This window comes from Kangiella aquimarina DSM 16071 (assembly GCF_000374105.1).
Taxonomy (GTDB): domain Bacteria; phylum Pseudomonadota; class Gammaproteobacteria; order Enterobacterales; family Kangiellaceae; genus Kangiella; species Kangiella aquimarina.
Window position 1 is genome coordinate 578,973 of record NZ_KB893651.1, and the last position, 24,656, is coordinate 603,628.

Here is a 24,656-nt window from a genome sequence, read left to right on the forward strand (position 1 = left end):
TTTAATTTAAACAAAACAGAGTAGTAGCTTAAATGAGCGATTATAAAGACACATTAAATCTACCGAAAACACGCTTTGAAATGCGTGGAAACTTGCCACAACGTGAGCCAAAGATGTTGGCTGAATGGAGCAAAAACGATCTTTACGGCGAAATTCGTAAAGCACGTGCTGGTCGTGATCAATTTATTTTGCACGATGGCCCTCCTTATGCGAATGGTAATATTCACATTGGTCACTCTGTTAATAAAATTCTTAAAGATATCGTCATCAAGAGTAAAACCTTGAGCGGTTTTGACAGCCCGTATGTTCCGGGTTGGGACTGCCACGGCTTGCCTATCGAAAATAATGTTGAGAAGAAAGTCGGTAAAGCAGGGGATAAAGTCTCTCACGCTGAGTTTCGTCAGAAATGTCGCGACTATGCGGCCAAGCAGGTTGATGGGCAGAAGACCGATTTCATTCGCCTTGGTGTCTTAGGCGAATGGGATAATCCTTATTTGACCATGGATTTTAAATTTGAAGCTAACATCGTTCGAGCCTTATCCAAACTGGTTCGTAATGGTCATCTCTTCAAAGGGGAAAAGCCAGTTTACTGGAGCGTTGTCGGTGGTTCTTCTTTGGCTGAGGCTGAAGTTGAATACCAAGACAAAACCTCTTTTTCTATCTATGTGAATTATCCTGTCGCTGATGAGCAGGCATTTTTAAAGGCTTTTGACTTCGCAGGCGAGCAGGGCGAAGGCGAAGTCTCAGTAGTTATCTGGACCACGACTCCCTGGACGTTACCATCCAGTCAGGCGGTAACTGTTCACGAAGATTTAGAATACGTATTAGTTCAAGTCGAACGAGATGGTAAGAAGCAACGCTTTGTACTGGCTCGTGAGCTCGTTGAAAGTGTCATGAAAGAAGCTGAAATTGAAGTCTATTCAGTTATAGCTTCAACTAAAGGTTCAAAGCTCGAGAACTTTGAGTTGAACCATCCGTTTTACGATAAAACGTTACCGGTAATTCTGGGTGAGCATGTCACTACGGATGCCGGTACGGGTCTTGTGCATACTGCACCTGATCATGGTCCTGATGACTTTGTGGTCGGTAAAAAGTATGGCATAGGCTTATTGAATTATGTAATGGCAAATGGTGTTTTCTCGGATGAGACGCCTGTGTTTGCCGGTCAGCATGTTTATAAAGTTGATCAACCAGTTGTGGATCACTTAATCGAAAAAGGTCGTCTGTTACATCAGGACAAAATGCGCCATAGCTATCCACATTGTTGGAGAACAAAAACGCCTTTGATTTACCGCGCCACACCGCAATGGTTTATTTCCATGAGCCAGAATGGGTTACAGGCTCAGGCAATGGAAGAAATCAAAAAGGTTAAATGGGTACCCGAGTGGGGTGAAGCTCGCATCGAAAGTATGGTTGGTTCGCGTCCGGACTGGTGTATTTCGCGCCAGCGTACCTGGGGCGTTCCATTATGCTTATTTATCGATAAGCAGACAGGAGAACCGCATCCTGACTCAGCTGATTTAATGGAAAAAGTGTCTTACTATATCGAAGAGAAGGGTATTCAGGCATGGTATGACTTAGATGCTTCGGAATTCGTTGATGCAGATAAGTACGAAAAAATCGATGATACTCTGGATGTCTGGTTTGACTCAGGTGTCACTCATTATTGCGTTTTAGAAGCTCGCGATTATTTGCGTCAACCTGCGGATCTGTATTTAGAAGGTTCCGATCAGCATCGCGGTTGGTTTCAGTCGTCATTGCTAACGGCAACCGGCATGTATGGTCATGCGCCTTATCGACACTGTCTGACTCATGGCTTCGTGGTTGATGGCAAGGGCGAAAAAATGTCTAAGTCCAAAGGCAACGTGATGGCTCCTAATGATGTCATCAACAAGCTGGGCGCTGATGTATTACGTCTATGGGTTTCTTCTGCTGACTACCGCGGTGAAATGGCGGTTTCTGAAGAAATTTTGAAGCGCACTGGTGATACTTACCGTCGCCTTCGTAATACTTCACGATTCCTGTTATCAAACCTTGAAGGTTTTGAGCCTGAAAGACATTCAGTTGCTAAAGATGATTTGCTTCCGCTAGATCGCTGGGCGGTGGATTGCGCTTATCAGGCGCAACAGGAAATTATCAAAGCCTATGATGATTATAATTTCTGGTTAGTTGCACAGAAGATCCATCATTTCTGCTCTATTGATATGGGTAGCTTCTACCTGGATATCATTAAAGATCGTCAATATACGGCTAAAACCGGTTCTCGTGCACAGCGATCGTGCCAGACTGCCATGTATCACATTATCGAAGCATTAGTCCGCTGGATGGCTCCGGTATTGAGCTTTACAGCTTATGAGATTTGGCCACTTATTCCAGGCAAGCGCGAGTCGAATGTATTCGTTGCTGAGTGGTATGAAGGTTTGTTCCCTATGGAAAATGCCGATATTACGCAGGCTGATTGGGCGTTGATTTCAGAAGTTAAAGATGAAGTGAACCGTGCTCTGGAAGCAAAGCGCAAAGACGGTGCTATTGGTGGCTCGCTGGCAGCAGAAGTGACGCTTTATGCTAATGATGAACTGTATGCGGTTTTGTCGAAACTGGAAGATGAGTTACGTTTTGTTTTCATTACTTCGCAGGCTCGTCTTGAGAAGGGTGAGGGTGGCGAAGCGACTGAAATGAAAGGCTTGCAATTGAGCATTACTAAGTCAGACGCTGAAAAATGTGAACGTTGTTGGCACCATCGTCATGATGTTGGTCAAAACTCGGAGCATCCGACTATCTGTACACGTTGTGTCGAGAACGTGGTTGGTACAGGCGAAACTCGCCATTACGCATAAGGACTGTTACGACAATGAAAAAATTGCCATTTAGACAGTCTGGACTGGTGTGGTTGTGGCTCACCGCGGTCTTGTTGATTATTGATCAGGTTACTAAAACCTGGGCAAATACAGCATTGGCTCCGGTCCATGGCGGACCAATCATTGAGGTGATGCCCCATTTTAATTTAAATCTTGCCTATAACTATGGCGCTGCTTTTAGTTTTCTAGGGGATGCTGGAGGATGGCAGCGTTGGTTTTTTACTGCAATAGCGATTGGCATCAGTCTGTTGCTACTTTTCTGGATGTGGCGCACCGAGTCGCATAAAAAGCTACCCAATATTGGTATGGCGCTGATTTTAAGCGGTGCTTTCGGAAACTTAATTGATCGCATGGTATATGGCTATGTCATTGACTTTATTGACTGGTATGTGTCCATAGATGGATACCATTGGCCAACCTTTAACATTGCTGATAGCGTTATCCTGATAGGGGTTGGACTGTTGTTGATTGATTCATTTATCAATCCTGAGCATAAGTCCAAGCCGGAAAAGACGAGAAAAAATAATGAAGATTGAAGCAAACTCAAAGGCTTTAGTGCATTTTAATATTTTGCTTAAGGATGGTTCTGCGGCAGATAGTACTCGGGTTGGTGGCAAGCCGGTTTGGTTTATCTTTGGTGATGGTAGTTTGACCGACAAAGTTGAGTCTCAGTTACTGGGTGCCGAAAAAGGTGAAACGCGTAAGCTTGAAATTCATGGTTCTGATTTCTTCGGTCCTGCCAGTCCTGATAATATTCATTTTATGGATATTAATCAGTTTCCGGTGGATCTGAAGCTTGAAGAAGGATCCATCATCGCTTTTGAACAGATGGGCGGTGGAGCGATTCCAGGCATGGTCCGTGAAGTAAAGGGTCATTCAGTTAAGGTGGATTTTAATCATCCGCTGGCTGATCAGGACATTATTGTAGAAGTTGACGTTGTCGATATACGACATCAGGAATAAATGATGGATATTGTTTTAGCTAATCCTCGTGGCTTTTGTGCCGGTGTTGACCGTGCCATTGAGATCGTTAATCGCGCCATTGAAATTTTTGGTGCGCCGATTTATGTCAAACATGAAGTAGTGCACAACAAGTTTGTGGTTGACGGCCTGCGCGAAAAAGGTGCCATCTTTATAGAAGACCTCAATGAGGTTCCTGAACATTCAACACTTATCTTTAGCGCACACGGTGTATCCCAACAGGTACGTCATGAAGCTAAAGAGCGCCACCTGAAGGTATTTGATGCTACCTGTCCTTTGGTTACAAAGGTTCATATGGAAGTATCAAGGCACAGTCGCCGTAACGAAGAGTGTGTGCTGATTGGACATAAAGGTCATCCAGAAGTAGAAGGAACTATGGGCCAGTATGACAATTCTGAAGCTGGCATCTATTTGGTAGAGGATGAACAGGACGTGGCTGAGTTACAGGTTCGGAATCCAGATTCACTCTTTTATGTTACTCAAACCACTTTATCGGTCGACGACACTCAGCGACTGGTCAATGCATTAAAAGACAAGTTCCCCAATATTCAGGGCCCCAAAAAAGATGATATCTGCTATGCCACCCAGAATCGTCAGGATGCAGTCAAGCAGCTGGCAGCAGTGTGTGATTTGATACTTGTGGTGGGTGCGCAGAACAGCTCTAACTCCAGTCGCTTACAGGAACTTGCAGAAAATCAGGGCTGCCGTTCTTATTTAATTAACAATGCTACTGAGATTGATGCTAGTTGGCTTGAGGGCGTCAATAAAGTTGGTGTTACTGCCGGTGCCTCTGCACCAGAAATTCTTGTGCAGGATGTTATCAAATATCTCGAATCTCAGGGTGGTTCAACTGCACTTGAATCCGATGGAGTAGAAGAAAATATCGTGTTCGTACTTCCAGCGGAATTACGAGCTGAATAATCATCTAGACTCATTATAACTACCTGATTCTTATCATTTTCCTTTTCTAAGCCGATAAAATAACCGTTTATCGGCTAAATCTTACCGTTTGTCTATTAGTTCGTGATCTTGAAAGTTTGTTTTCGTATAACATACTGGTGAAAAACTTATTTTGGACCAGATAATGTTAAAGCAAAAATTCAAAACATCCGGACACCCCAAAGTGAAGCTCATACCCTCGAAACAGCAGGGCTTCAGTTTAATGGAAGTCTTGATTGCGATGATAATCATTGCAATTGGTTTGTTGGGCTTCCTTTCTTTACAACTCGCGTCTATCAATTCAAATCAGGATGGACTTGCACGTACACAAGCAACTCTTATTGCTCAGGAGCTAGGCTCAGCTTTGAGAGCAAATAGAGATTATATCTTCAGTTCTGGTGGTAATTCCGAGTACTTGGTACAGGCTAATTACGAAAACTGCGATGTTAAGCCTGCATGTTCTGGCGCGGGAGGTCTTTGTCTTCCATCAGAGCAAGCTAGAGTTGATGCGTGGCAAGCTTGTCAGACGATTAAAGGTTTCACAACAGACGTTGATAATGATGATGCCTTGCTAAATGGTCAGGTCAGAGTTGGGTGTACTGATAGAGATGCTTCGGATGCAGATGTTTGCTCACCAGGTTCTACCCTACACATATATACATTTTGGGCAAATAATGTCCGGCGAGAAGATGTTGGCTCCGTTGGAATACCAGAGAACCAACGCTGTAATGTTTTTGCTGCATCAATAGGCTTAGATTATGCAACTATTGGTGACCCTGTCGATTGCTTAGTAATTGACATTATGCCGTAACAAAGTGATAAATGAGATGAAAAGTATTAATAAATCAAATGGTTTTACGCTGATTGAATACATGGTTGCTATTACTATTGGCTTAATTTTGTTAGCCGGAGTAGGCACTTTCTTTTTAGGTATGCAAAAGTCTTCACAAGCTCAAAATGGTATTTCTGAATTACAGGAAAATGGACGTTTTGCACTTTATTTCCTAACCAATGAAATTCAAATGGCTGGTTGGAAAGAGCCTGACTTTATTATAGGAGCCTCTACCCCAAACTACATAGATTTAACTGGAACCTCAGATGGAGGTGCTGCCAATGTATCTGACTCACTTCAAATTCGGTATGAGTCTGATGTTGACTGTTTAGGTAATGCAGCGGCCGGCGGAGTTGCTACTAATCGATTTTTTGTTGAGGATGGGCAGTTGAAATGTGGAGCAGGGGGCGCTTCTCAACCAATAATAAATGGTGTTGAGGTTGCTCATTTTCTATACGGCGTAGACACTGATAGAGACAACACCCCTGAGAAATATGTTACTGCTTCTCAGTTGGCAGCAAATCCTGTTGAAGCTCGTCAAGTAGCATCGGTTAAAGTAATTTTGTTATTGGCAAGTGATACGAATGTAGCTGATACCAATACAGCTAGAACCTTCACTATTTTAGGAGAGGGTGAGTTCACCGCCAATAATGACCGGAAATTAAGGCGAATATTTTCATCGACAATATTTTTACCTAATAGACCTAAATACTTAGGTTCATAGGAGAGTTTTATGATGCAAAAACAAAATGGCGCAACTTTAGTAGTGGTTTTAATTTTTCTAATTATTCTAACCATTCTAGGCGTTGCAAGTATGTCTGGTTCAATCATTCAGCAAAAGTCATCCACAAATGTTTATTTAGAAAATGAGGCTTTTCACGTTGCAGAAAGTGCAGTTGCTGCGCTAATTAATGCTGATAAATTAGATAAGCGTGAGCTCTATGGCTCAAACTTTGATGATGAGTTAATGTCAGTTGATCCAGTAACTGGTGCAGTTACACCAATTACCCCATTTTTCTGTGTTAGCGCAAATGGCGAGGTAACAGAAGTAGCGGACAAAGCTAGTTGTAACGATGGTTTCGAAGGTATCGGTGGTTTGAATGCGGTTGCACAAATTGAGTTCCTTGATTGCAAATCTTGTCCAGGTAATGAGTTTGGCGGATTAATTAATTGTAATGCATGGAAAATTACTGGTTTTAGCACTGTAGCCGGTACAACAACTAATCAGGTAAATAGCTGGGTTGTTAAAACCTCGGGCTGTGATGCGTCTACAGGTGGCGCTATACCAATTCTATAATTGAGGTAATGGTAATGTTTAAGAAAATTCTATATTCCACTTTAGTTGCTAGCTACATTGCATTACCGCTTTTGACTAGTACTACTAAAGCCGATGATACCGAAGTCTATTTTAATGATGCCGGTCTTCTTGAAATTTCGAAACCAAAGGTGTTGATCCTCTTAGAATGGTCAGCGAATACCAATGGTTCCGAGAGATTAGCTAACTTACGTAGTGCATTTAAATCAATTGCTCAAGACCAAGACTTTGTTGACAATGTGGACATAGGTGTTCAGATTTTCTACTCATCTGGTAATGCAGCCTCGGCCAAAACAACTCGCCCAGTCATGGGGCTAAATGACGTTGACAGCGATGGGCACACATTTGCAGGTTGGGCAGAAAATGAACTGCAAACAAGTTCTCTCACAGGTGGTCCTGCGTTGACAAAAGGCATGGTTGAAGCTGCTCGTTATTTTCAGGGAATGGAAATTGTTTATGGAGCAACATTTCAAAAGCCAAATGAAAAAGGCTTTGAGATGGACCCATTGGTGCAAACTGATAACCTGAAAAGCGGTATTTACGATAACTTATCTGCAGATTTCAATTGCGGCGGTAATGCGATTATTGTGATTTCTGGTGGTCAGCCAGGTAATAACAAGGATAACTCAGAGCAAATAACCGAAGTTACAAATGGTACTTGTGGTGATAATTGTGATGCACCGGCAGCTGTTGCGAAGTATTTAAAGTCTCAAAAAGTAGACACTTATGCAGTATTTAGTGGTAGTCAAGCAGGTTTGTATGCAAATCTTAAAGCCATTACAGATGCAAGTGAGACAGAAGATCCCTTCAGATGGGATGGTTTATCTGATACTTCGTTAGCCGACTACATCAAAGACAAGCTTGAAAAGGTTCTACGTCAAGGTTCCAGTTTCGTTCAAGCTGGTGTAACCGTGAGTCAACAGAACCGACTAGAACTAGATAACAGTTTATATTTCTCTCAATTTCAGCCTGATAACAGGCAGCGTTGGCCGGGAAATATTAAAAAATATAAGATTGTTGATTCTGTATTGATGGATAGCACTCCTATTGAGGCAGTTAATGAAAAAGATCTATTCAAAAATGGTGATCCGATTGATGATAATGGTGAAATCGCAAAAAGTTATTGGTCACCATACCCTGATGGAAATAATGTAAGATTAGGTGGTGCAGCAGAAGCCTTAACCAGTCATCTTATTCTCAAGGATGATGTTACTCTATTTGACGGAAGTGTAATCAAACCTTTCGGTGCATATACAAGAAAGGTACTAACCAATCTTGGACTCTCAAGAGATCAAGCTCTCAAAGATATTACAGAATACTCCGCAGCTGATTTAGGTATCGATTCCTCAAGGCTTCAAGAGTATTATGATCAGGCGCGAGGTCTGTTCCTCTCTATCATAGAAGATTGGGATACTACAGATCCTGAGAATCCTGTTCTATTAGGAACCTATGATGTTGCTACACTTGGTGGTATGGGTGACCCCCTGCACAGTGTTCCAAAAATTGTTAAATATGCGATACCGTCAGGTGAAGAAGAGATTGTCCGCGAGATTGCCTTCTTTGGTACTAACATGGGTTATTTACATGCAATTGATATTGCGACAGGTGAAGAAGTCTGGTCCTACATTCCCGATGAATTCGTGAAAGATCTAGATAAATTTTATGAAGATGTCGTTATTGATAAACCTGAAGACCACAAGTACGGTCTCGATGGACAGGTGCTATTAGTTCATGCTGATGCTGACCGTGATGCTCGAGTAGATGGTAATAGTCCAGACGAGAAGGCTTATCTTGTTGTTGGAATGCGTCGAGGTGGTAAAAGTTATCATGTTCTTGATATTTCAGATCTAAACACCCCAAAATATCTTTATAAAATAGATAACAATTCTGCTAGAGCAGAAAAGATGGGACAAACTTGGTCAGAGCCAAAGTTCGGTAACATCAAATATAATGGTCAGCAAAAAACTGTTCTGATGTTTGGTGGTGGTTATGACAGTGTCAGAGATGACACCGTTAAATATGAATTCGTAGATATGTATGACCCATTTGGAAACCCAATTAAGGATTTATTAACAGGTGAGATCAAACAAGAGAAAAAGATTGCTGGTATTGCTTATAGTGAAAAGCCAACCCTGACTCAGGGAAACAATATCTTCCTGATTGATATTAGAGACGGAACAGTCTTATGGGATGCTAAAACGGATGCTGGATTAGAAATGACAGATAGCGTTGTGGGTGATTTAACTCCTTTCGGATTCAATTCTGAAGGCTTGATCGATCATATTTATGCATCTGACACTGGTGGAAGAATCTATAGAGTGGATATTGACAACGAAAGTGCCGTCGAAAATACCGACCAAATCTTTGCCAAAGGCTATGTTATTGCTGATTTGAATGATGATGCAACAGTAGCTGGTAATAGACGTTTCTATTATGGACCAACTGCGGCAACAATCGAACGGCCAGGTGGACAATCATTTGTAGCAATCGCTATTGGTTCAGGCTATCGTGCTCATCCACTGGACGAAACTGTTGATGACTTCTTCTACATGATAAAGGACAGAACGGTATTTGATTCTTCAGCTCCAACAAAGTTAACCCATGGTAATTTAAAAGATATTACCAGTTATGTGTCACAAGAGCAGGCTGCGCTTTCAGGAGTTGACTTTGATGCTATTGACGGTTGGAAGCTTGAGTTAACTGAGGTTGGCGAGAAGGTGTTGGCCGAGGCTAGGATCATTAATAACAAAATCGTTTTTACTAGCTATGTTCCTGTTGCTACAAAAATAGACCGTTGTACAGTGGTTACAGGTGCTGGTAAGTTGTATGGTGTTAATGTGATTGATGGTACATCATTCTTTAGCAATGATACTCGTTCAATAAGTGACATCTATCCAGGACTACCTCCAGCATATCAATTACTATATCTTGGTGATGATGGCTTCGTTGGGCTTGTTGGTAACAACGTAATCAATGATGACGATAGTGGAATTGGTGGTACATTCCAAGATTTATTAACAAGTGGTCTAGGTGAGGTAGAGCGGATGAATTGGCAAAAAGTGGAACCATGATGAAAAAATTTACAAATGCTTTTACTCTAATAGAGCTTATTACCACAATAGCCGTACTTGCAATTCTTTTAGCGATTGCAGTACCTGGCATGCAAAATATGGTTTTAGAGAATAGGTTGGTGGCTTTTGCAAACGACTTTTCCAATTCGGTATCTTTGGCGAGGAGTGAAGCCCTAACAAGGCGTCAATCAGTTTCTATAAAACCTGTTGATAATGCTTGGTCTAATGGCTGGGAGGTTATTATTGACGATACTAGCGAGGTCATTGGCTCATCTGAATCATACTCTCAGCTTACATTGAATAATCCTTCTGACTTACAAATAACTTCGAGAGGTATATTGAAGGGATTGGCTTGGGATGGCATTCAGGCATGTGATAAGCGAAGTAAATGTAGGGTTCTCGACCTTAGTGGTGCGGGTGTGGTTTCGATCAGTAAGAAAGGTTATTGATAATGATTAAATTTACAAAAAAGACCAACGGTTTTACTTTGATGGAGCTTATGATTGTGGTGGCTATTATTGGTATTATTGCCGCTATCGCAATCCCTTCTTATTCTGAGTATGTTAAAAGAGCGAAAAGATCAGATGCCATGCAAGCATTAATGGGGGCATCTGAAGCAATGGAGCGCTATAAAGCTGCGAACTTTTCTTACAATGGAGCTGTTTTGGCAGACCTTTTTAACGTGAATGTACCTAACTCTGGAGGTTCAGTATACTACACCTTATCTTTAGAAAACTTATCAGCTACAACATACAGGATTCGAGCTTCTGATACTGGCTCAATGGAAGGTGATGGGGATCTGACCATAAACCAGGCAGGTGTTAAAACCTATAATGGTGCTGCTAGTTGGCCAGACTAAGTAAATTTAGTTATTCAAAAAGGCTCCGAATAATGTATCCAACCCGTTCTGTGAACGGGTTGTTTTTTATACAAAACCCTACAATTTAAATACACATATCAAATAGTACACATTTCTTAAATCTCTAGAATACATCCGGCAATTGGTGGAACCTTAACAGATTGAGGGGCTATGAGCTGGGGTAGTGAAGTTAGAGGTGGGATGCAACGTGTTTCCATTTATCAAGGACACTTTCAGAAACAAGCTGGATTTGGTCTTGTTGAATCATTCATTAGTATTGTCTTATTAGCGGGCTTTTTATTAAGTGCCTGCCATCTTTTCCTTAATTTATTTTCCTCCAAATTACTAGACCAGACAGCTTCAAGGTTTATTGACTCTTTCCATAAAGCTCGTCAGGTCGCAATTGAAACAAATATCAGTATAAAAGTTAAAGCGATTGGAAAGAGCTGGGGTGATGGGTGGCAAGTTATTCCATTGAATACAGAGACTGGTGTTCAAGAGTTTAGCCAAGCCATACATGTACAGAACCAACTTGAAGATCCGGTCACATTTATCGGCAATCAAGAACTATCAATCATTTTTAAACCAAATGGTATGACATCAAATTTAAACCCTTTAGGGGAGCACGGAATTACATTTTGCAATGCTAATGGCAAGGGCAGACAGTTAACGATGTTGGCTTCAGGTCGAGTACAGGTGACTGATATTAAACAAGGGTGTGGGGTTTCATCATGATTAAACAGGCAGGAATAGCCTTAATGGAAGTGCTGATCACTATACTTGTGGTAAGTATCGGATTATTGGGGTATGCAGCTTTGCAAATGGGCGCATTAAATAGCTCGTTGGATTCTTTCTCTCGATCACAGGCAAGCATCATTCTAGAGGATGCTGCGGCTCGAATGCGAAATAACGCTGAGTACATGAGAAGTGATGCGGGCTCAGCGAATGCTTACACTGGGGATGTAAACCCAAAGGCAGTTTTTCACTGGTGTGATATTGAAAGTGGCATTATACCTGAAGCTTCCTGTGATTCAGATTCAAGTTGCTCTATGGATGATTTGGCCAAGCAGGATATTTTTGAGGTATGTTCCAGTTTGGTTGATACCAAAATCCCTACGGGAATAATCGGTGCTAGTTGTTTTGATCGAGAGCTTGATTCTGACAACTGTAGTTATGGTTCGCGCATATCATTGTTTTTGGCATGGAAGGGCCGTGAGCGAGAGGATATAAGTGGAAAAGAGAAATATAGCCAAAACACTCGTTGCCAGACTGAACTCAATTTAGACAGTGACTATGCTTGTGTTCAATTGGAGATTGTCCCATGAGTAACTTATCAAGCAAACGGATATCCAAATTTAATACATCTATGGGAAAGAAGTTAATGAAGCCTTTAAGTCGTTATAACACTAAGGCCTTTACTTTAGTTGAAATGATGGTTGCGATGTTGATTGGCCTAATTATCATCGCTGGAATTATGATGTTATTTGTGTCTAGCAAACAAACTTACCGTCTTAACACTGCAATGAGTCACGTTCATGACAACGGACGGTTTGCCATGAACTACCTTGTAAGTGATTTACGTAAAGCAGGTTGGGTTGATAGTGATATCGTAACTGCTGATGGTCATAGCTTAGCTGCACCATTTGATGGACTAAAAAACAATGTTGCCGTAACCGGAGGTAAAGCTTCTGACGGTTTAACAGTGCGCTATTATGGTGAAGAGAATTGCATAGGCGACATGCCAGCCGATGGAATTGTACAAAATCAATATCAACTCGTATCGACAGCCGATAGCTTGCCTGAGCTGAAATGTAACGGTGCCAGCTTAATTAAGAACGTAGAAAGTTTCCAGATTAGATATGGCGTACTGACTGCTAATGGATTGCAATATGTCACCTCAGATTCTGTAAGTGATATCTCACTTTTACAAACCTTGCAGATAGCATTTTCTGTCGCATCGGACGAGAAAAATGTCATAGACAAAAATGTAAGCTTGAATGGCGTTTTAGATGAAGGTCCATACGTATTCAATGATGGACGCTATCGTAAGGTTTTCACAAGCACCATTGTGTTAAACAACAATGGGCATCAACCACCAGATTCATTATTGGTTTCGGAGTAGTTCTATGACTAATAATCAAAGCGGTTTTTCATTAATTATTGGCTTGATAATTTTGGCCATAATGGCCTTGCTCGGGGTGTCCATTATGTCTTCGGGTGTTTCTTCTCAGAAAATAGCGGTTGTTAACCAGGAAGACACTATGGTCTTTCATGCCGCTCAGACTGCCAATAGTTCTTATGTGAGTACCTATTATTATGATGCTTCTCACTTAGTGGAAACAGCCGAGGATGCCTATTGGGATACATTGCCTGCGCCTAAAAACGGTTATGTACAATGCACTAATGAATTCGGTGATTTGGTTGAATGTGATTCAGACGTGAGGCTTGAGTCAGACAAAATTCTAAAAGCAAGAGTAGAAGCTTTTTATCATGACTGTGAAACTGCGGCATTGAAGTGTTTAGGTAATTCTTGGGATAACACGGGCTTAGGATGTCATTCTTTCCAATTGATTGGTGAGGGTAACCTTGATGTAAATAAGAATGATGTTGCAGATGTCGGAGAGGCAAATACTCATATTGAAGAGTGGGTGAGTGCTGTGCGTAGTTGCAATAAAGCACTGTAAGTGAGGGGATTATGATTATTAAAAAAAGTTTAATAACTGCGCTATTGATAGTTACAGGCTTAATGCCTGCTTTATTGCATGCAGATGATACCGAAGTTTATTTCGGACAGGCTAAAGACGTCAATTTGCTATTAGTGCTTGATGTCTCAGGTTCAATGGCTTTCACTACAGAAACATGCACAGAAAGGCGGTGGCGAAGAAATCCTATTGCGCATTGTTTACCCAGAAATGGCGAGCAGTCTCGTTTAGATATTATGAAGGAAGCTTTGCAGGTATTTCTTAATGATTTACCTAATAATGTGAAAGTAGGAATTCTTACTTACTCTTCAGGAGGTAATATTGCTCTTCAGCATGAGATTAAAAAGCTAAGTGAAAATAATCATAAAGCAATACTCTTAAACACTATTGATGGACTTGATGCAGATGGTAGTACTTTAACTGCAGGCGCGCTGTATGAAGCTGCCAGTTATTTTCGTGGAAAATATGGTGATTTAAACTCTCCGATCACCCCAAGTTGCGGAAATGCCAGCAACATTGTATTTCTTACTGACGGTCAACCTAATAGTTTGGAGTACAGCAATTATAAATATTGGAATAGTATAAAGAACTTAACTGGCGAAAATTGCGCATGGAATGACGATGGCAAAGATTGCTCACAGAAACTAGCTAAATATTTATCCAGTGTTGATCAGCTGAAGGATGTAGTGCCTTCGACTGTTAAAACTCACACCATTGCTTTTGCTCTTGAAGATGCAGACGCTAAGAGTTTCCTGGAAGGAGTCGCTAAGGAAGGTAGTGGAAATAGCTATACAGCGGATAGTACAGCTGGTCTAGTTGACGCTTTCAAGTCTTCAATTGAATCCGACATTGAGCAAAGCATGATGGTTGCGCCAAGTGTGCCATTTAGTCAAAGTAATCGCCTGAATAGCAGTAACGAACTATTCCTTGCCATGTTCCAACCTGCAAAAACTCAATTCTGGCATGGGAATCTCAAAAAGTATTATTTAAAAGACGGAAAAGTGGTCGATAGCAATAAAGCTGATGCTGTCAATGACAAGGGACAATTCCTAGATTCAGCTTCAAGTGCTTGGAGTTTAATGGATGGTAATAAGTTAGCTCTTGGTGGTGCTGCTCAAACTATGGATATGCCACGCAATGTTTACTCCAATATCTTGGAAAAAAACCTGTGGACGCTGAAAAATAAAATCACCACGACTAATAATCAGATTACTCGTTCATTGCTGGGGTTAGACGCTGCAGCGAGCGATGCTGAACTAACTAACCATATTTCATGGCTTTTTAATGGAGAAGTGGATATTGATACTAATGACGATGATGTCTTGGATACTAGTATTAATCGATACGGTGATCCGCTTCACTCCAAACCAGTGGTTGTTGACTATGCAAATAAGAGCTTGCTATTCATGGGCGATAACGAGGGTTATTTGCATGCAATCAATACTGACGATAATAGCGGTAAAGAAGAATGGTCGTTCATTCCTCGTCAGCTGTTAAAAAATACCGCAGAGCTAGTTAGAAATGACGCCCTGTCTAATGTGTCCAGTCGTATCTATGGCCTTGATGGAGATATTACTGTTTACCATCAGGACGGAAATAGAAACGGCAAAGTGGATAATGGTGAAAAGGCTTACCTGTATGTAGGTATGAGACGAGGTGGCCAGAATTATTATGCGATTGATATTTCTAACTCAGAAAGGCCGCAATACATGTTTACCATTACGGGGGACTTTGCCACTTCTGAAGAAGTCACGGCTGGACTAAGCTGGGATACTGTTCACTACTACGAAGGTCTCGGCCAAACTTGGTCTAAGCCTATCATAGGCCACATCAAATGGAGAGGTGGAAAAAAATTAGTCATGATTTTCGGCGGTGGTTATGATGCTCAAAATCAGGATAACCATGGCTTAGAAGCTAATACACCCGATACCGTTGGTCGTAATATCTTTATTGCCGATGCAGTTTCGGGTCAAATGCTTTGGAACGCTAAAGACAATGCCATCGATCGTAGAGGTGGTGATTTTGCTAGCCAACTAACCAACAGCTTTGCAGCAGATCTCTCAGCCGGTGACTTACGAGGCAGCGGCACCATCGAGCATATTTATGCAACTGACACAGGTGGTCAGCTATTCCGTTTTGACATTACCCAAGAAAGTAAGAATAGCAACACTCAAATTTATGGTGTCAAATTAGCAGATATTGCAGGTACAGGTGTTGCTGGTAACAGGCGGTTCTATAATCGTCCAGACGTATCTTTCGTTAAGCTTCGCGGCAAGACTATGGCTCTAATAGCGGTAGGCTCAGGGTACAGAGCTCATCCACTTGCCGAAGATACTAACGACCGATTCTATGTGTTTTACGATAAGAATATACTTTCAGGCGGCTACCCTGAGCAGGTTCTTAGTGAAAGCACTTTATTTGATGTTACAAATAAAATTGATACTGACCCCAACGATGCAACCAAGGGGCGATATGTCGGTGTATTTGATATTTTAGATCATGAAACAACCAATAATGGTTGGTATATAAGACTTGCTGATGGAGAGAAAGTATTGGCGGATGCCTCAACCATCAACTACAGAGTATTGTTTACCACATTTAAACCTGGTTCAGACGAGGAAAACACCTGTAGTGCTGTTGCAGGACAAAATAAGTTATACACGGTGAGCGTACTTGACGGTAAGCCTACATTCTTTAAGAAAAATAATCAGAATGGCGAGTTTGTTGAGTATGTTCGTTCAACTAATTTAGGTTTCCTGGGTATCGCCCCTGAGCCTACGATAGTTTATCCCGACGATGGCAATGGTGGTGCTGGGGATGTGGTTAAGCTGGTTGGGCTTGAGGTTATCTGTAGCGGAGCTGAGTGCGACTATTTAAACGAATTAAATACCGTTAAGTGGCGTGAACTGACCAAAAAAGAACTTGAGCAACTCAAGAGCAACTAACTTCTTGATATTAAAGATGAAAGCTCCAGCTTGCGAATTGCCCCGTGTCATGTAGAATTATGTAAAACTACAGGATACGGGGATTTTCTGTGCGCGCAAAAGTCATTAGTTTTGTCCAAATGAAAGGTGGGGCAGGTAAAACCACTTTATGTGCCAATATCGCCTCAACTTTGTCTGATAAAAGCAAAGTTCTGATGATCGATACCGATCACCCTCAAAGTTCTCTTGAAACTTGGTATCGTGTTCGAGACGAGCAGTATCTCATCGAAAATATGGATGTTATATCGGCTAAGAACCTTGCTCATCTACAAAAGCAAGTTCGTGAAAATACTGATTTATATGATTACATCCTGATTGACGGTCATCCAAGAATTACCAATCTAACTAGAGCTGTTGTTTTACTCTCTGATCTAGCTCTTATCCCTTTAAGCCCTTCACCAATAGAAGTCTGGTCGACTAAACACCTTGCTGAAATAGTTGATGAAGCTAAGGCAATGAACCCTAATTTGGAAGCCAGGATATGCTGGAACCGTTATCGTGTTCGAACAAACTCAGCAGACAACGTTGTTTCCAATGCTAAACAAGAGCTTGGTTTGGAAGATTTTCCAACAAAGTTAGGCAATCGCGTTGCCTATCTTGACTCCTTTGCAGAGGGGCTAACTGTTGCTGAGTGGCATGACCCTGCAGCAAAGCTTGAGATTTGGTCGTTAACTTCAAATATTGAACGACTGATTTCGCAGCTACCTAAGTCCAGGCTTAAAACGGAAAATCAGGTAGATAAGTTTGCAAAAGGGAAATAGTAGATAAAAGCCCAGCAACGTTAATGGTAAGTCATTTAATAAAACTGTTGACCCTGAAAATAAATTGGTTTAGATTGCAAAGCATGAATATGAATATCACACAAAACATCTGGTGGTGGCACGTTACATAAGTAGCGGGCCTTTTGTTGTTTGTAAGATATTTATACCGAACACGAATTTGAAAGCCCGCAAAAGCGGGCTTTTTTTATGTCTATAAGAACCGGAAAATTAATAGCAGATTTACGAGAGCTGAAACTGAGACATTAACTATGGCAATACATTCAATTACTAACACATTCCTACTGAATAACTGGTGGTGGAGCTGCTAGGGCGGGGTATTGTCTATAGAAAGACGATAAAGCCCGCCATTGTGCGGGCTTTTTTTATGTCTGAAAGTTTTATCTGCTTAATTAAATGTTGATACCGAAAAGATTATTGCGATTTAAATTACAAATGAGGAACACACTATGATTATTATTCTTCGACCAGATGCTTCTGAACAGGATGCCCAAGAGATCCTTCAAAAGATTGACACGGCGGGCTTAAAACCTTTGCATATGCCAGGTATAGAGAGAACTGTGATTGGTGCTCTTGGGGATGAGCGAGTTCTAGAATCACTACACCTCGAGAATTTACCTCAAGTAGACATGGTTAAGCCTGTTCTTAGTAAATATAAGCTGGTGAGCCGAGAAATCTACGCACAAGATACCGTAGTGCAGGTGGGCAACACACCAGTGGGTTCTGAGCAGTTTGCAATCATGGCAGGGCCTTGTGCCATTGAAAGTGAAGAACAGCTTCTTGAGACTGCCCGTTATGTTAAGAATGCAGGTGCTACAGTACTTCGTGGCGGTGCTTTTAAGCCTCGTACCAGCCCTTACTCTTTTCAGGGACTTGGAGTTGAAGGTTTAAAAATCATGTCACAGGTGGGTAAGGAGGTTGGGCTCGATACCATTACCGAGCTTATGGACGTTAAAGACCTGGATGATGTAGCGCGTTATATCTCTGCCATACAAATTGGCGCGCGAAATATGCAGAACTACACCCTGTTAAAAGCAGTGGGGGAAACGCAGAAACCAGTACTATTGAAGCGTGGTTTGTCGGCAACAATAGAAGAATTATTGCTTGCCGCGGAGTATATCGTTGCCAGCGGTAACCCCAATGTCATGATTTGCGAGCGAGGAATTCGAACCTTCGAAACCGCCACTAGAAATACACTTGACTTAAATGCTGTCGCCTTTATCAAAGAACGTAGCCATCTACCCGTAATCGTTGATCCATCGCATGGCACTGGTGTTCGTACTCTGGTTTCCCCAATGGCAAAAGCGGCAGTAGCCTGCGGTGCAGATGGTGTTATTGTCGAATGCCATAGAAGCCCCAAAGAGTCGGTGTCTGATGCGGCTCAAGCGTTATCACCACAAGATTTCCATAACTTGATGCAGCAACTTGCTCCATTCGTTACAGCAAGTGGCCGTACTTTGGCGGAGGTGGCTCGTGCAAGTTAGTACTTTAACTAAAAAGCTGCCATTGTCTTTGCTTCCCTGTGAGGTTTATGGGCTTCTGGCGCAAAATGGACAGAAAGCTCATACGGTTTTACTGGAAACGGCAGAACCAGGTACTCAGAAGAGTAAAAGAAGTATTAGCATGGTATCAGCCGCAGCTATTATCGAAGGTATTAATGGAACCGTTACTATTTCAAGTCTCAATGACAACGGAGCCTGCTTCATCAAGGAACTAACTAACGATAGCCAAAATATTTCTAGCTTTTACAAAGATGTCACTGATGACCGTGTCACTTTCTCTATTAAACAGACAAATGACGAACTGATTAGCGAAAGTCAGCGTCTGGTTCAGACGACAATTGCGGATATTCTATTCTATATTGTAGAGCAGATAAAAAGTCATCAAAAAACTGATGATGTCAGTTCCTGTTTAATTGGAGCTATGAGTTTTGATCTGATTGACCAGTATGAGTCTTTGCCTGAAATAGTGAAAGAGACTCCTGACTTCAGGTTCTATTTAGCTGACCAATTGCTTATACAGGAAGATGACTCACAGACCGCAAAAATAATCGTCAAAGGGTTTGGCGAAAATGCCCAAAATACTATTCGTCTAGGCACCGCAATAGAAGCGATAGAACAGAATCTGAAATCTTCTCAAGCCAAGCCATTATTGTTTTCTAACTCAAACGTTCCTAAACAAGTTAGCACAACCGAAAGCGATTATGGTGTGGATGTCAGTGACGAAGAGTTCGCTACCAATGTAGCAAGTGTAAAGCAGAATATTATTGAAGGGGATGCTTTTCAGGTGGTCCTTTCAAGAACCTTCGTGACTGACTGCCAGGATGCATTTAAAGCTTATCAGGTTCTGCGCCAGAATAACCCTGGTCCATATATGTATTATATAAATAATGGCAAAAGTCAGTTATTCGGTTCCAGTCCTGAGAGTGCGCTAAAAGTCTTTGATAATAACAAGGTTTCTCTGTACCCCATTGCTGGTACACGAAAGCGCGCATTCAATTCTGACTCTTCAATTAATTTTGAGCAGGATGCAAAAACAGAGTTTGAATTAATCAGCGACGCGAAAGAAAGTGCGGAACATATGATGTTAGTTGACCTTGCTCGTAATGATTTAGCAAAGGTTATCAAGGTAGGTAGTCGCCAGGTTACACAGTTAAAACGAATTGTTAAGTACTCCAATGTCATGCATATGGTGTCAGAAGTCGTTGGGGAGCTGCGTGATGACATCCATCCCATGCATGCTTACAGAGCCTGCGCCAACATGGGAACCCTGACTGGTGCTCCTAAAATTAAGGCAGTTGAAATAATACGCCACATAGAGAAAAAACCGCGCGGCTTTTATGGAGGGGCAGTCTGTATTTATAACGCTAATCAAGAGTTCGATAGTGCCATTATTATCCGTTCTGCCGAAGTCATTGATGGTAAGGCATACGTCTCTGCCGGTGCTGGAATTGTCTATGACTCTGTTCCAAAGCTGGAAGCCAATGAAACTCGTCATAAAGCCATGGCGGTACTCAATGCGTGCCTTGTTGCACAACGCCAAGTTGAGGAGGCTGCAGCATGAAGGTGTTACTTATCGATAATTATGATTCGTTTATTTATAACCTTGACTACGAATTACAACAACTGGGCTTCGAGGTGATTGTTGTTCGTAACGATGCTGATTACGACTTTATATCAAATAAAGCTCATAATTCAGACTGCGTTGTATTGTCTCCAGGCCCTGGCAGACCTGCTGATTCTGGATGCTGCCCACAGCTGCTAAATGACTTTAAGGGTATCAAACCTATACTGGGGGTCTGCCTTGGTCATCAGGCAATAGTAGAAAGCTTTGGGGGTGTTGTTGAAAAAGCTCAACAAGTGGTTCATGGAAAGGTTTCTAATCTTAAACTGAAAGATGTATCACAGTTATTCAAAGGAACATCTACCAACATCTGTGTTGCTCGATATCACTCGCTCGTTGCGACCAAAGTTCCGGCAGAGCTATCAATTACGGCAACTGCCGATAATGAAGTCATGGCTGTGCAACATATCAAGTATCCAATATATGGTCTGCAATTTCACCCCGAAAGTATTATGAGTTTTGTAGGCCACAAGCTACTCGAAAACTTCAAAGCGATTGTCACTGACTTTTCCTCTACATTAAAAGGAGCTGGCCATGATGCAGTTGCTTGAATCCATTTATCAAGGTGATAACCTCAATTACGCTCAAGCTACAGAATCATTCCAGGCTGTTCTTAAAGGTCAGGTTGAAGCTCCCGTTGTGGCAGCCATGTTGGCGGCGCTAAAGACCAAAGGTGAAACAGTGGAAGAAATTGCCGGAGCTGCCTATGCACTGCGACAGGAGGCGGTAGCTTTTCCACAACGTGACTATCTGGTCAGTGATTGTTGTGGAACCGGTGGGGATGGTTTAAACACTATTAATGTTTCAACCATTGTCAGTATCTTGGCTGCCACGGCTGGTGTCAAAGTGGTCAAGCATGGTAACCGCTCAGTATCATCAAAATGTGGCTCTGCCGATCTTATAGAGCGATTGGGTGTCAATATTCACTTAAGTCCTGCTCAAAGTAAGAAACTACTGGATGATACGAATTTTTCATTTCTTTTCGCACCAGATTACCATCCCGGTGTAAGGCACGTTATGCCTGTCAGGCAGTCGTTAAAAACTCGCACCATTTTTAATTTAATTGGACCATTAGCCAACCCTGCGTTGCCCGAAGTGCAGTTGCTTGGTGTATACGATAAGCAATATTGTCGTCCTTTTGCCGAGATATTAAAAATACTGGGCGCGAAAAAAGCATTGGTTGTGCATGGTTCAGGTTTGGACGAAATAGCAGTACATGACTCAACATTTGCAGTAAGTTTGGATGATGGCAAGATTGAAGAGTTACATTTAACTCCAGAAGATTTTGGAATTGTTCGTCACAGCATCGCTAGCATTCAAGCTGATAGCATTGATGATAATGTTCGGTCCGCGATCAATTTACTGCAAGGAAAAGGTTCTGAGGCCCATCTTGATATGGTTGCAGTGAATTGTGGAGCTTTGATGGTTTTGAATGGGATTGCACATGATTTTACAACGGGGACTCAAACTGCGAAGGAACTTTTGAGCAGTGGCAAGGCTTATAAGCACTTTCAGGTAATCAAGGAGGGCTCGCATGCTTAATGTTCTTGAAACTATTTTGCAGCATAAGCGTGAGGTGATTGGTAACACGCCGGATTTTTCCACTCTGACGCCAAGTCAGCGTAGCTTCTATGATGCCTTAAGTCAGCCACATTATGGGTTTATCATGGAGTGTAAAAAAGCTTCACCTTCAAAAGGATTGATTAGAGGAAACTTTGACATTGAAGAGATAGTTTCTGTCTACGATCAATATGCCGATGCGATTTCAGTATTAACGGAGGAACGATTTTTCCGAGGAAGTTTTTCCAACTTGGCGAAAGCCCGTCAATTAACGGACAAGCCGATACTCTGTAAAGATTTCATTTTTACCCCAAAGCAGATTCGTCAGGCTCGCCATTTTGGTGCTGATGCCGTTTTACTGATGCTCTCTGTTCTTAATGATCGTGACTATCAAATATGTCATGAGCAGGCGACTTCATTAAATATGGACGTTCTCACAGAGGTCCATACAGAGGCTGAGCTTGAAAGAGCCATTCTATTAGGTGCGAAAATTATTGGTATCAATAACCGTAACCTTAAAGACTTATCAACCAGCTTTGAGCATACTAAACAGCTCGTCGATAAGATCCCAGGTGATCGGTTAATCATTACTGAGTCGGGTATTTCTACTCATAGCGATGTGCTTGAGCTTTCCCGGTTTTCTGATGCCTGTCTCGTAGGGTCGAGTCTGATGAAAGAAGCTGATCTTGAGTGTGCTGCAAGGCAACTTGTTTATGGAGATATCAAGGTATGCGGGGTCACTCAACAGGCTGACATTACAATGTTAGAAACACTTCCAGTTAGCTCGGTAGGTATTATTTTTGCGCCATCTTCTAAAAGGCGCGTTTCCGAAACTATTAAAACATCCCAAAAGCCATTAGTAGGTGTGTTCCAAAATCAGGAAACTGATGAGGTGGTATCCAAAGCGCTGAATTATCAACTGAACGCTATTCAGTTACACGGTGATGAAACATTGGAGTATGCAGAGGCTATCAGGCAGAAACTTCCTACGGTTAAGCTTTCTAAAGTTTTTCATGTTAGCTCTGACGTTTCAAAAGATGAACTTGTAAATGAGTTAGAAGATCTTCTTGAGCACTATGATGAAATCTTATTAGATTCTGCAATTTGCGATGGTGAGCAACTGCAACGTGGTGGTACCGGGGTAACTTTTGACTGGTCATTAATACAGAGCCTGAAGCCAGAGTTATTGAGGCAAAAAATCCGAATTGCCGGTGGTGTCAGTTCGGCAAATATTCAACAGCTTAAACAAATGGGTATCACCAAGCTTGATATCTCCAGTTCAGTAGAGTCGAGTCCTGGCTTTAAAAGCCAGGACTTATTAACCGATTTCTTTCTTTCAGCCAGACCACAATCTGGTCGTAACTCTATCAATTCAATCGTAACTGAGTTAGACAGGCAGTCTACTGCAGTTGCTGCAACAGGAGTGTCTTCATGAATCAAAAAGTTAATGCACCGACTCAATTTGAATTTGATGGTGCTTATATTGGTCAGTTTGGAGGTCAGTTTGTGCCTCAGCTACTTATGCCTGCGTTACAACAACTTAACAAGGCATTCGAAGCATCGCTGGTCGATAACGACTTTCAAACTGAGTTAAAGCGTTTGCTTAAAGAGTATGCGGGGCGGCCCACACCGGTCACTGAATGCACCTCTTATGCACGGATTAATCAGTCGCGAATATTTCTTAAACGTGAAGATTTATTGCATGGTGGAGCCCATAAAACCAATCAGGTTCTTGCCCAGGCATTACTGGCCAAGAAAATGGGTAAGCATCGAATTATCGCTGAAACCGGGGCGGGTCAGCATGGTGTCGCAACGGCTTTGGCCTGTGCACTGTTAGGCCTTAAGGCCACCATTTATATGGGTAAAAAAGATTGCGATCGGCAAGCGCCCAATGTTTTTAGAATGCAACTGATGGGAGCCGAAGTCATCCCCGTTGATAACGGTAGTGCCAGCTTGAAAGATGCTATCAATGAATCGCTGCGTGACTGGGCTTCAAGTTATGAAACCACTCATTACCTATTAGGTACCGTTGCAGGTCCTGCCCCATTTCCAAAGATGGTTCGTACATTCCAGAAAATTATTGGAGAAGAAGCGAAACAGCAGATGAAGGAGTTAATTGGTCAGCTACCTGATGCTGTAATTGCTTGTGTCGGTGGTGGTTCAAATGCAATTGGTATCTTTGCCGATTTCATTAAGGATGAGCAGGTCAGACTCATTGGCGTTGAGCCTGCTGGTAAAGGTCTTGATACCAATGCTCATGGGGCAACTTTATTGAAAGGGCACGAAGGTATTTTGCATGGTGCCAGAACCTATGTCATGCAGGATAAAGAAGGGCAGGTACAGGAGTCCCATTCGGTATCGGCAGGATTAGACTATCCGGCGGTTGGCCCTGAACACGTCCATTTAATGACATCGGGTCGGGCAGAGTACGTATCGGTGACAGATGAGGAAGCGCTTGAGGCTTTTCAGGAGCTTTCAAAAAGCGAAGGAATTATTCCCGCATTAGAGTCATCTCATGCATTAGCTTACGCCAAGAAACTGGCAGCAGAATCCACAGAGCCACTTAATATTTTAGTGAACCTGTCTGGTCGTGGTGATAAAGACCTGGCTCATGTCATGAGTATACTTAACTCTTCGAATTAGCTTTAAAAAG

General features: G+C 42.1%; 22 protein-coding genes. All 22 read left to right on the top strand.

Going from position 1 to position 24,656, the window contains the following annotated elements:
• The first annotated feature begins 32 nt into the window (after window positions 1-32).
• Entirely contained in the window at window positions 33-2,837 is a 2,805-nt protein-coding gene (gene ileS / locus B158_RS0112055; RefSeq protein WP_018625642.1) for an isoleucine--tRNA ligase, read from the top strand.
• A gap of 14 nt (window positions 2,838-2,851) precedes the next feature.
• Window positions 2,852-3,394, top strand: coding sequence for a signal peptidase II (gene lspA, locus B158_RS0112060; protein ID WP_018625643.1), 543 nt, complete (start codon window positions 2,852-2,854; stop codon window positions 3,392-3,394).
• Complete coding sequence (gene fkpB, locus B158_RS0112065; RefSeq protein ID WP_018625644.1) at window positions 3,384-3,821, top strand: FKBP-type peptidyl-prolyl cis-trans isomerase; 438 nt, start codon at window positions 3,384-3,386, stop codon at window positions 3,819-3,821. Before lspA ends, fkpB begins: the two co-directional genes overlap by 11 nt.
• A gap of 3 nt (window positions 3,822-3,824) precedes the next feature.
• The gene (ispH, locus tag B158_RS0112070) at window positions 3,825-4,760 is read left to right on the top strand and encodes a 4-hydroxy-3-methylbut-2-enyl diphosphate reductase (protein WP_026309391.1); all 936 of its coding nucleotides are present in this window, start codon (window positions 3,825-3,827) and stop codon (window positions 4,758-4,760) included.
• A 163-nt stretch (window positions 4,761-4,923) separates the two neighbouring features.
• Window positions 4,924-5,589 carry a type IV pilus modification protein PilV gene (gene pilV / locus B158_RS0112075; protein ID WP_018625646.1) on the top strand — a complete coding sequence of 222 codons (666 nt, stop codon included), beginning with the start codon at window positions 4,924-4,926 and terminating at the stop codon, window positions 5,587-5,589.
• Between the two features lie 16 nt (window positions 5,590-5,605).
• On the top strand, window positions 5,606-6,334 hold the full coding sequence (locus tag B158_RS0112080) for a PilW family protein (RefSeq protein WP_018625647.1): 729 nt from the start codon (window positions 5,606-5,608) through the stop codon (window positions 6,332-6,334).
• A 9-nt stretch (window positions 6,335-6,343) separates the two neighbouring features.
• Window positions 6,344-6,907 carry a pilus assembly PilX family protein gene (locus B158_RS0112085; RefSeq protein ID WP_018625648.1) on the top strand — a complete coding sequence of 188 codons (564 nt, stop codon included), beginning with the start codon at window positions 6,344-6,346 and terminating at the stop codon, window positions 6,905-6,907.
• A gap of 14 nt (window positions 6,908-6,921) precedes the next feature.
• On the top strand, window positions 6,922-9,996 hold the full coding sequence (locus B158_RS0112090; RefSeq protein ID WP_018625649.1) for a pilus assembly protein: 3,075 nt from the start codon (window positions 6,922-6,924) through the stop codon (window positions 9,994-9,996).
• Window positions 9,993-10,445, top strand: a complete 453-nt coding sequence (locus tag B158_RS13260) for a pilus assembly FimT family protein (RefSeq protein ID WP_018625650.1) — start codon at window positions 9,993-9,995, stop codon at window positions 10,443-10,445. Before B158_RS0112090 ends, B158_RS13260 begins: the two co-directional genes overlap by 4 nt.
• 2 nt (window positions 10,446-10,447) lie before the next feature.
• The gene (locus B158_RS13640) at window positions 10,448-10,855 is read left to right on the top strand and encodes a type IV pilin protein (RefSeq protein ID WP_018625651.1); all 408 of its coding nucleotides are present in this window, start codon (window positions 10,448-10,450) and stop codon (window positions 10,853-10,855) included.
• A 171-nt stretch (window positions 10,856-11,026) separates the two neighbouring features.
• The gene (locus tag B158_RS0112105) at window positions 11,027-11,590 is read left to right on the top strand and encodes a pilus assembly FimT family protein (RefSeq protein ID WP_018625652.1); all 564 of its coding nucleotides are present in this window, start codon (window positions 11,027-11,029) and stop codon (window positions 11,588-11,590) included.
• Window positions 11,587-12,180 (top strand): type IV pilus modification protein PilV, encoded by a 594-nt coding sequence (pilV, locus tag B158_RS0112110; protein ID WP_018625653.1) that lies wholly within the window; start codon window positions 11,587-11,589, stop codon window positions 12,178-12,180. The genes B158_RS0112105 and pilV (B158_RS0112110) overlap by 4 nt, the downstream gene beginning before the upstream one ends.
• Before the next feature lie 56 nt (window positions 12,181-12,236).
• Window positions 12,237-12,977, top strand: coding sequence for a PilW family protein (locus B158_RS0112115; RefSeq protein WP_228127101.1), 741 nt, complete (start codon window positions 12,237-12,239; stop codon window positions 12,975-12,977).
• Between the two features lie 4 nt (window positions 12,978-12,981).
• A complete protein-coding gene (locus tag B158_RS0112120; RefSeq protein WP_018625655.1) occupies window positions 12,982-13,539 on the top strand; it encodes a PilX N-terminal domain-containing pilus assembly protein in 558 nt (185 codons plus the stop codon).
• A gap of 11 nt (window positions 13,540-13,550) precedes the next feature.
• Complete coding sequence (locus B158_RS0112125) at window positions 13,551-16,502, top strand: VWA domain-containing protein (protein WP_018625656.1); 2,952 nt, start codon at window positions 13,551-13,553, stop codon at window positions 16,500-16,502.
• Window positions 16,503-16,591: 89 nt separating this feature from the next.
• Window positions 16,592-17,302, top strand: coding sequence for a ParA family protein (locus B158_RS0112130; RefSeq protein WP_018625657.1), 711 nt, complete (start codon window positions 16,592-16,594; stop codon window positions 17,300-17,302).
• 467 nt (window positions 17,303-17,769) lie between these two features.
• Complete coding sequence (gene aroF, locus B158_RS0112135; RefSeq protein ID WP_018625658.1) at window positions 17,770-18,804, top strand: 3-deoxy-7-phosphoheptulonate synthase; 1,035 nt, start codon at window positions 17,770-17,772, stop codon at window positions 18,802-18,804.
• On the top strand, window positions 18,794-20,383 hold the full coding sequence (locus B158_RS0112140; RefSeq protein WP_018625659.1) for an anthranilate synthase component 1: 1,590 nt from the start codon (window positions 18,794-18,796) through the stop codon (window positions 20,381-20,383). The genes aroF and B158_RS0112140 overlap by 11 nt, the downstream gene beginning before the upstream one ends.
• Entirely contained in the window at window positions 20,380-20,994 is a 615-nt protein-coding gene (locus tag B158_RS0112145; protein ID WP_018625660.1) for an anthranilate synthase component II, read from the top strand. Before B158_RS0112140 ends, B158_RS0112145 begins: the two co-directional genes overlap by 4 nt.
• Window positions 20,978-21,985 (top strand): anthranilate phosphoribosyltransferase, encoded by a 1,008-nt coding sequence (gene trpD / locus B158_RS0112150; protein WP_018625661.1) that lies wholly within the window; start codon window positions 20,978-20,980, stop codon window positions 21,983-21,985. The genes B158_RS0112145 and trpD overlap by 17 nt, the downstream gene beginning before the upstream one ends.
• On the top strand, window positions 21,978-23,438 hold the full coding sequence (gene trpCF / locus B158_RS13145) for a bifunctional indole-3-glycerol-phosphate synthase TrpC/phosphoribosylanthranilate isomerase TrpF (RefSeq protein WP_018625662.1): 1,461 nt from the start codon (window positions 21,978-21,980) through the stop codon (window positions 23,436-23,438). Before trpD ends, trpCF begins: the two co-directional genes overlap by 8 nt.
• The gene (trpB, locus tag B158_RS0112160; RefSeq protein ID WP_018625663.1) at window positions 23,435-24,646 is read left to right on the top strand and encodes a tryptophan synthase subunit beta; all 1,212 of its coding nucleotides are present in this window, start codon (window positions 23,435-23,437) and stop codon (window positions 24,644-24,646) included. The genes trpCF and trpB overlap by 4 nt, the downstream gene beginning before the upstream one ends.
• Window positions 24,647-24,656 lie beyond the last annotated feature (10 nt).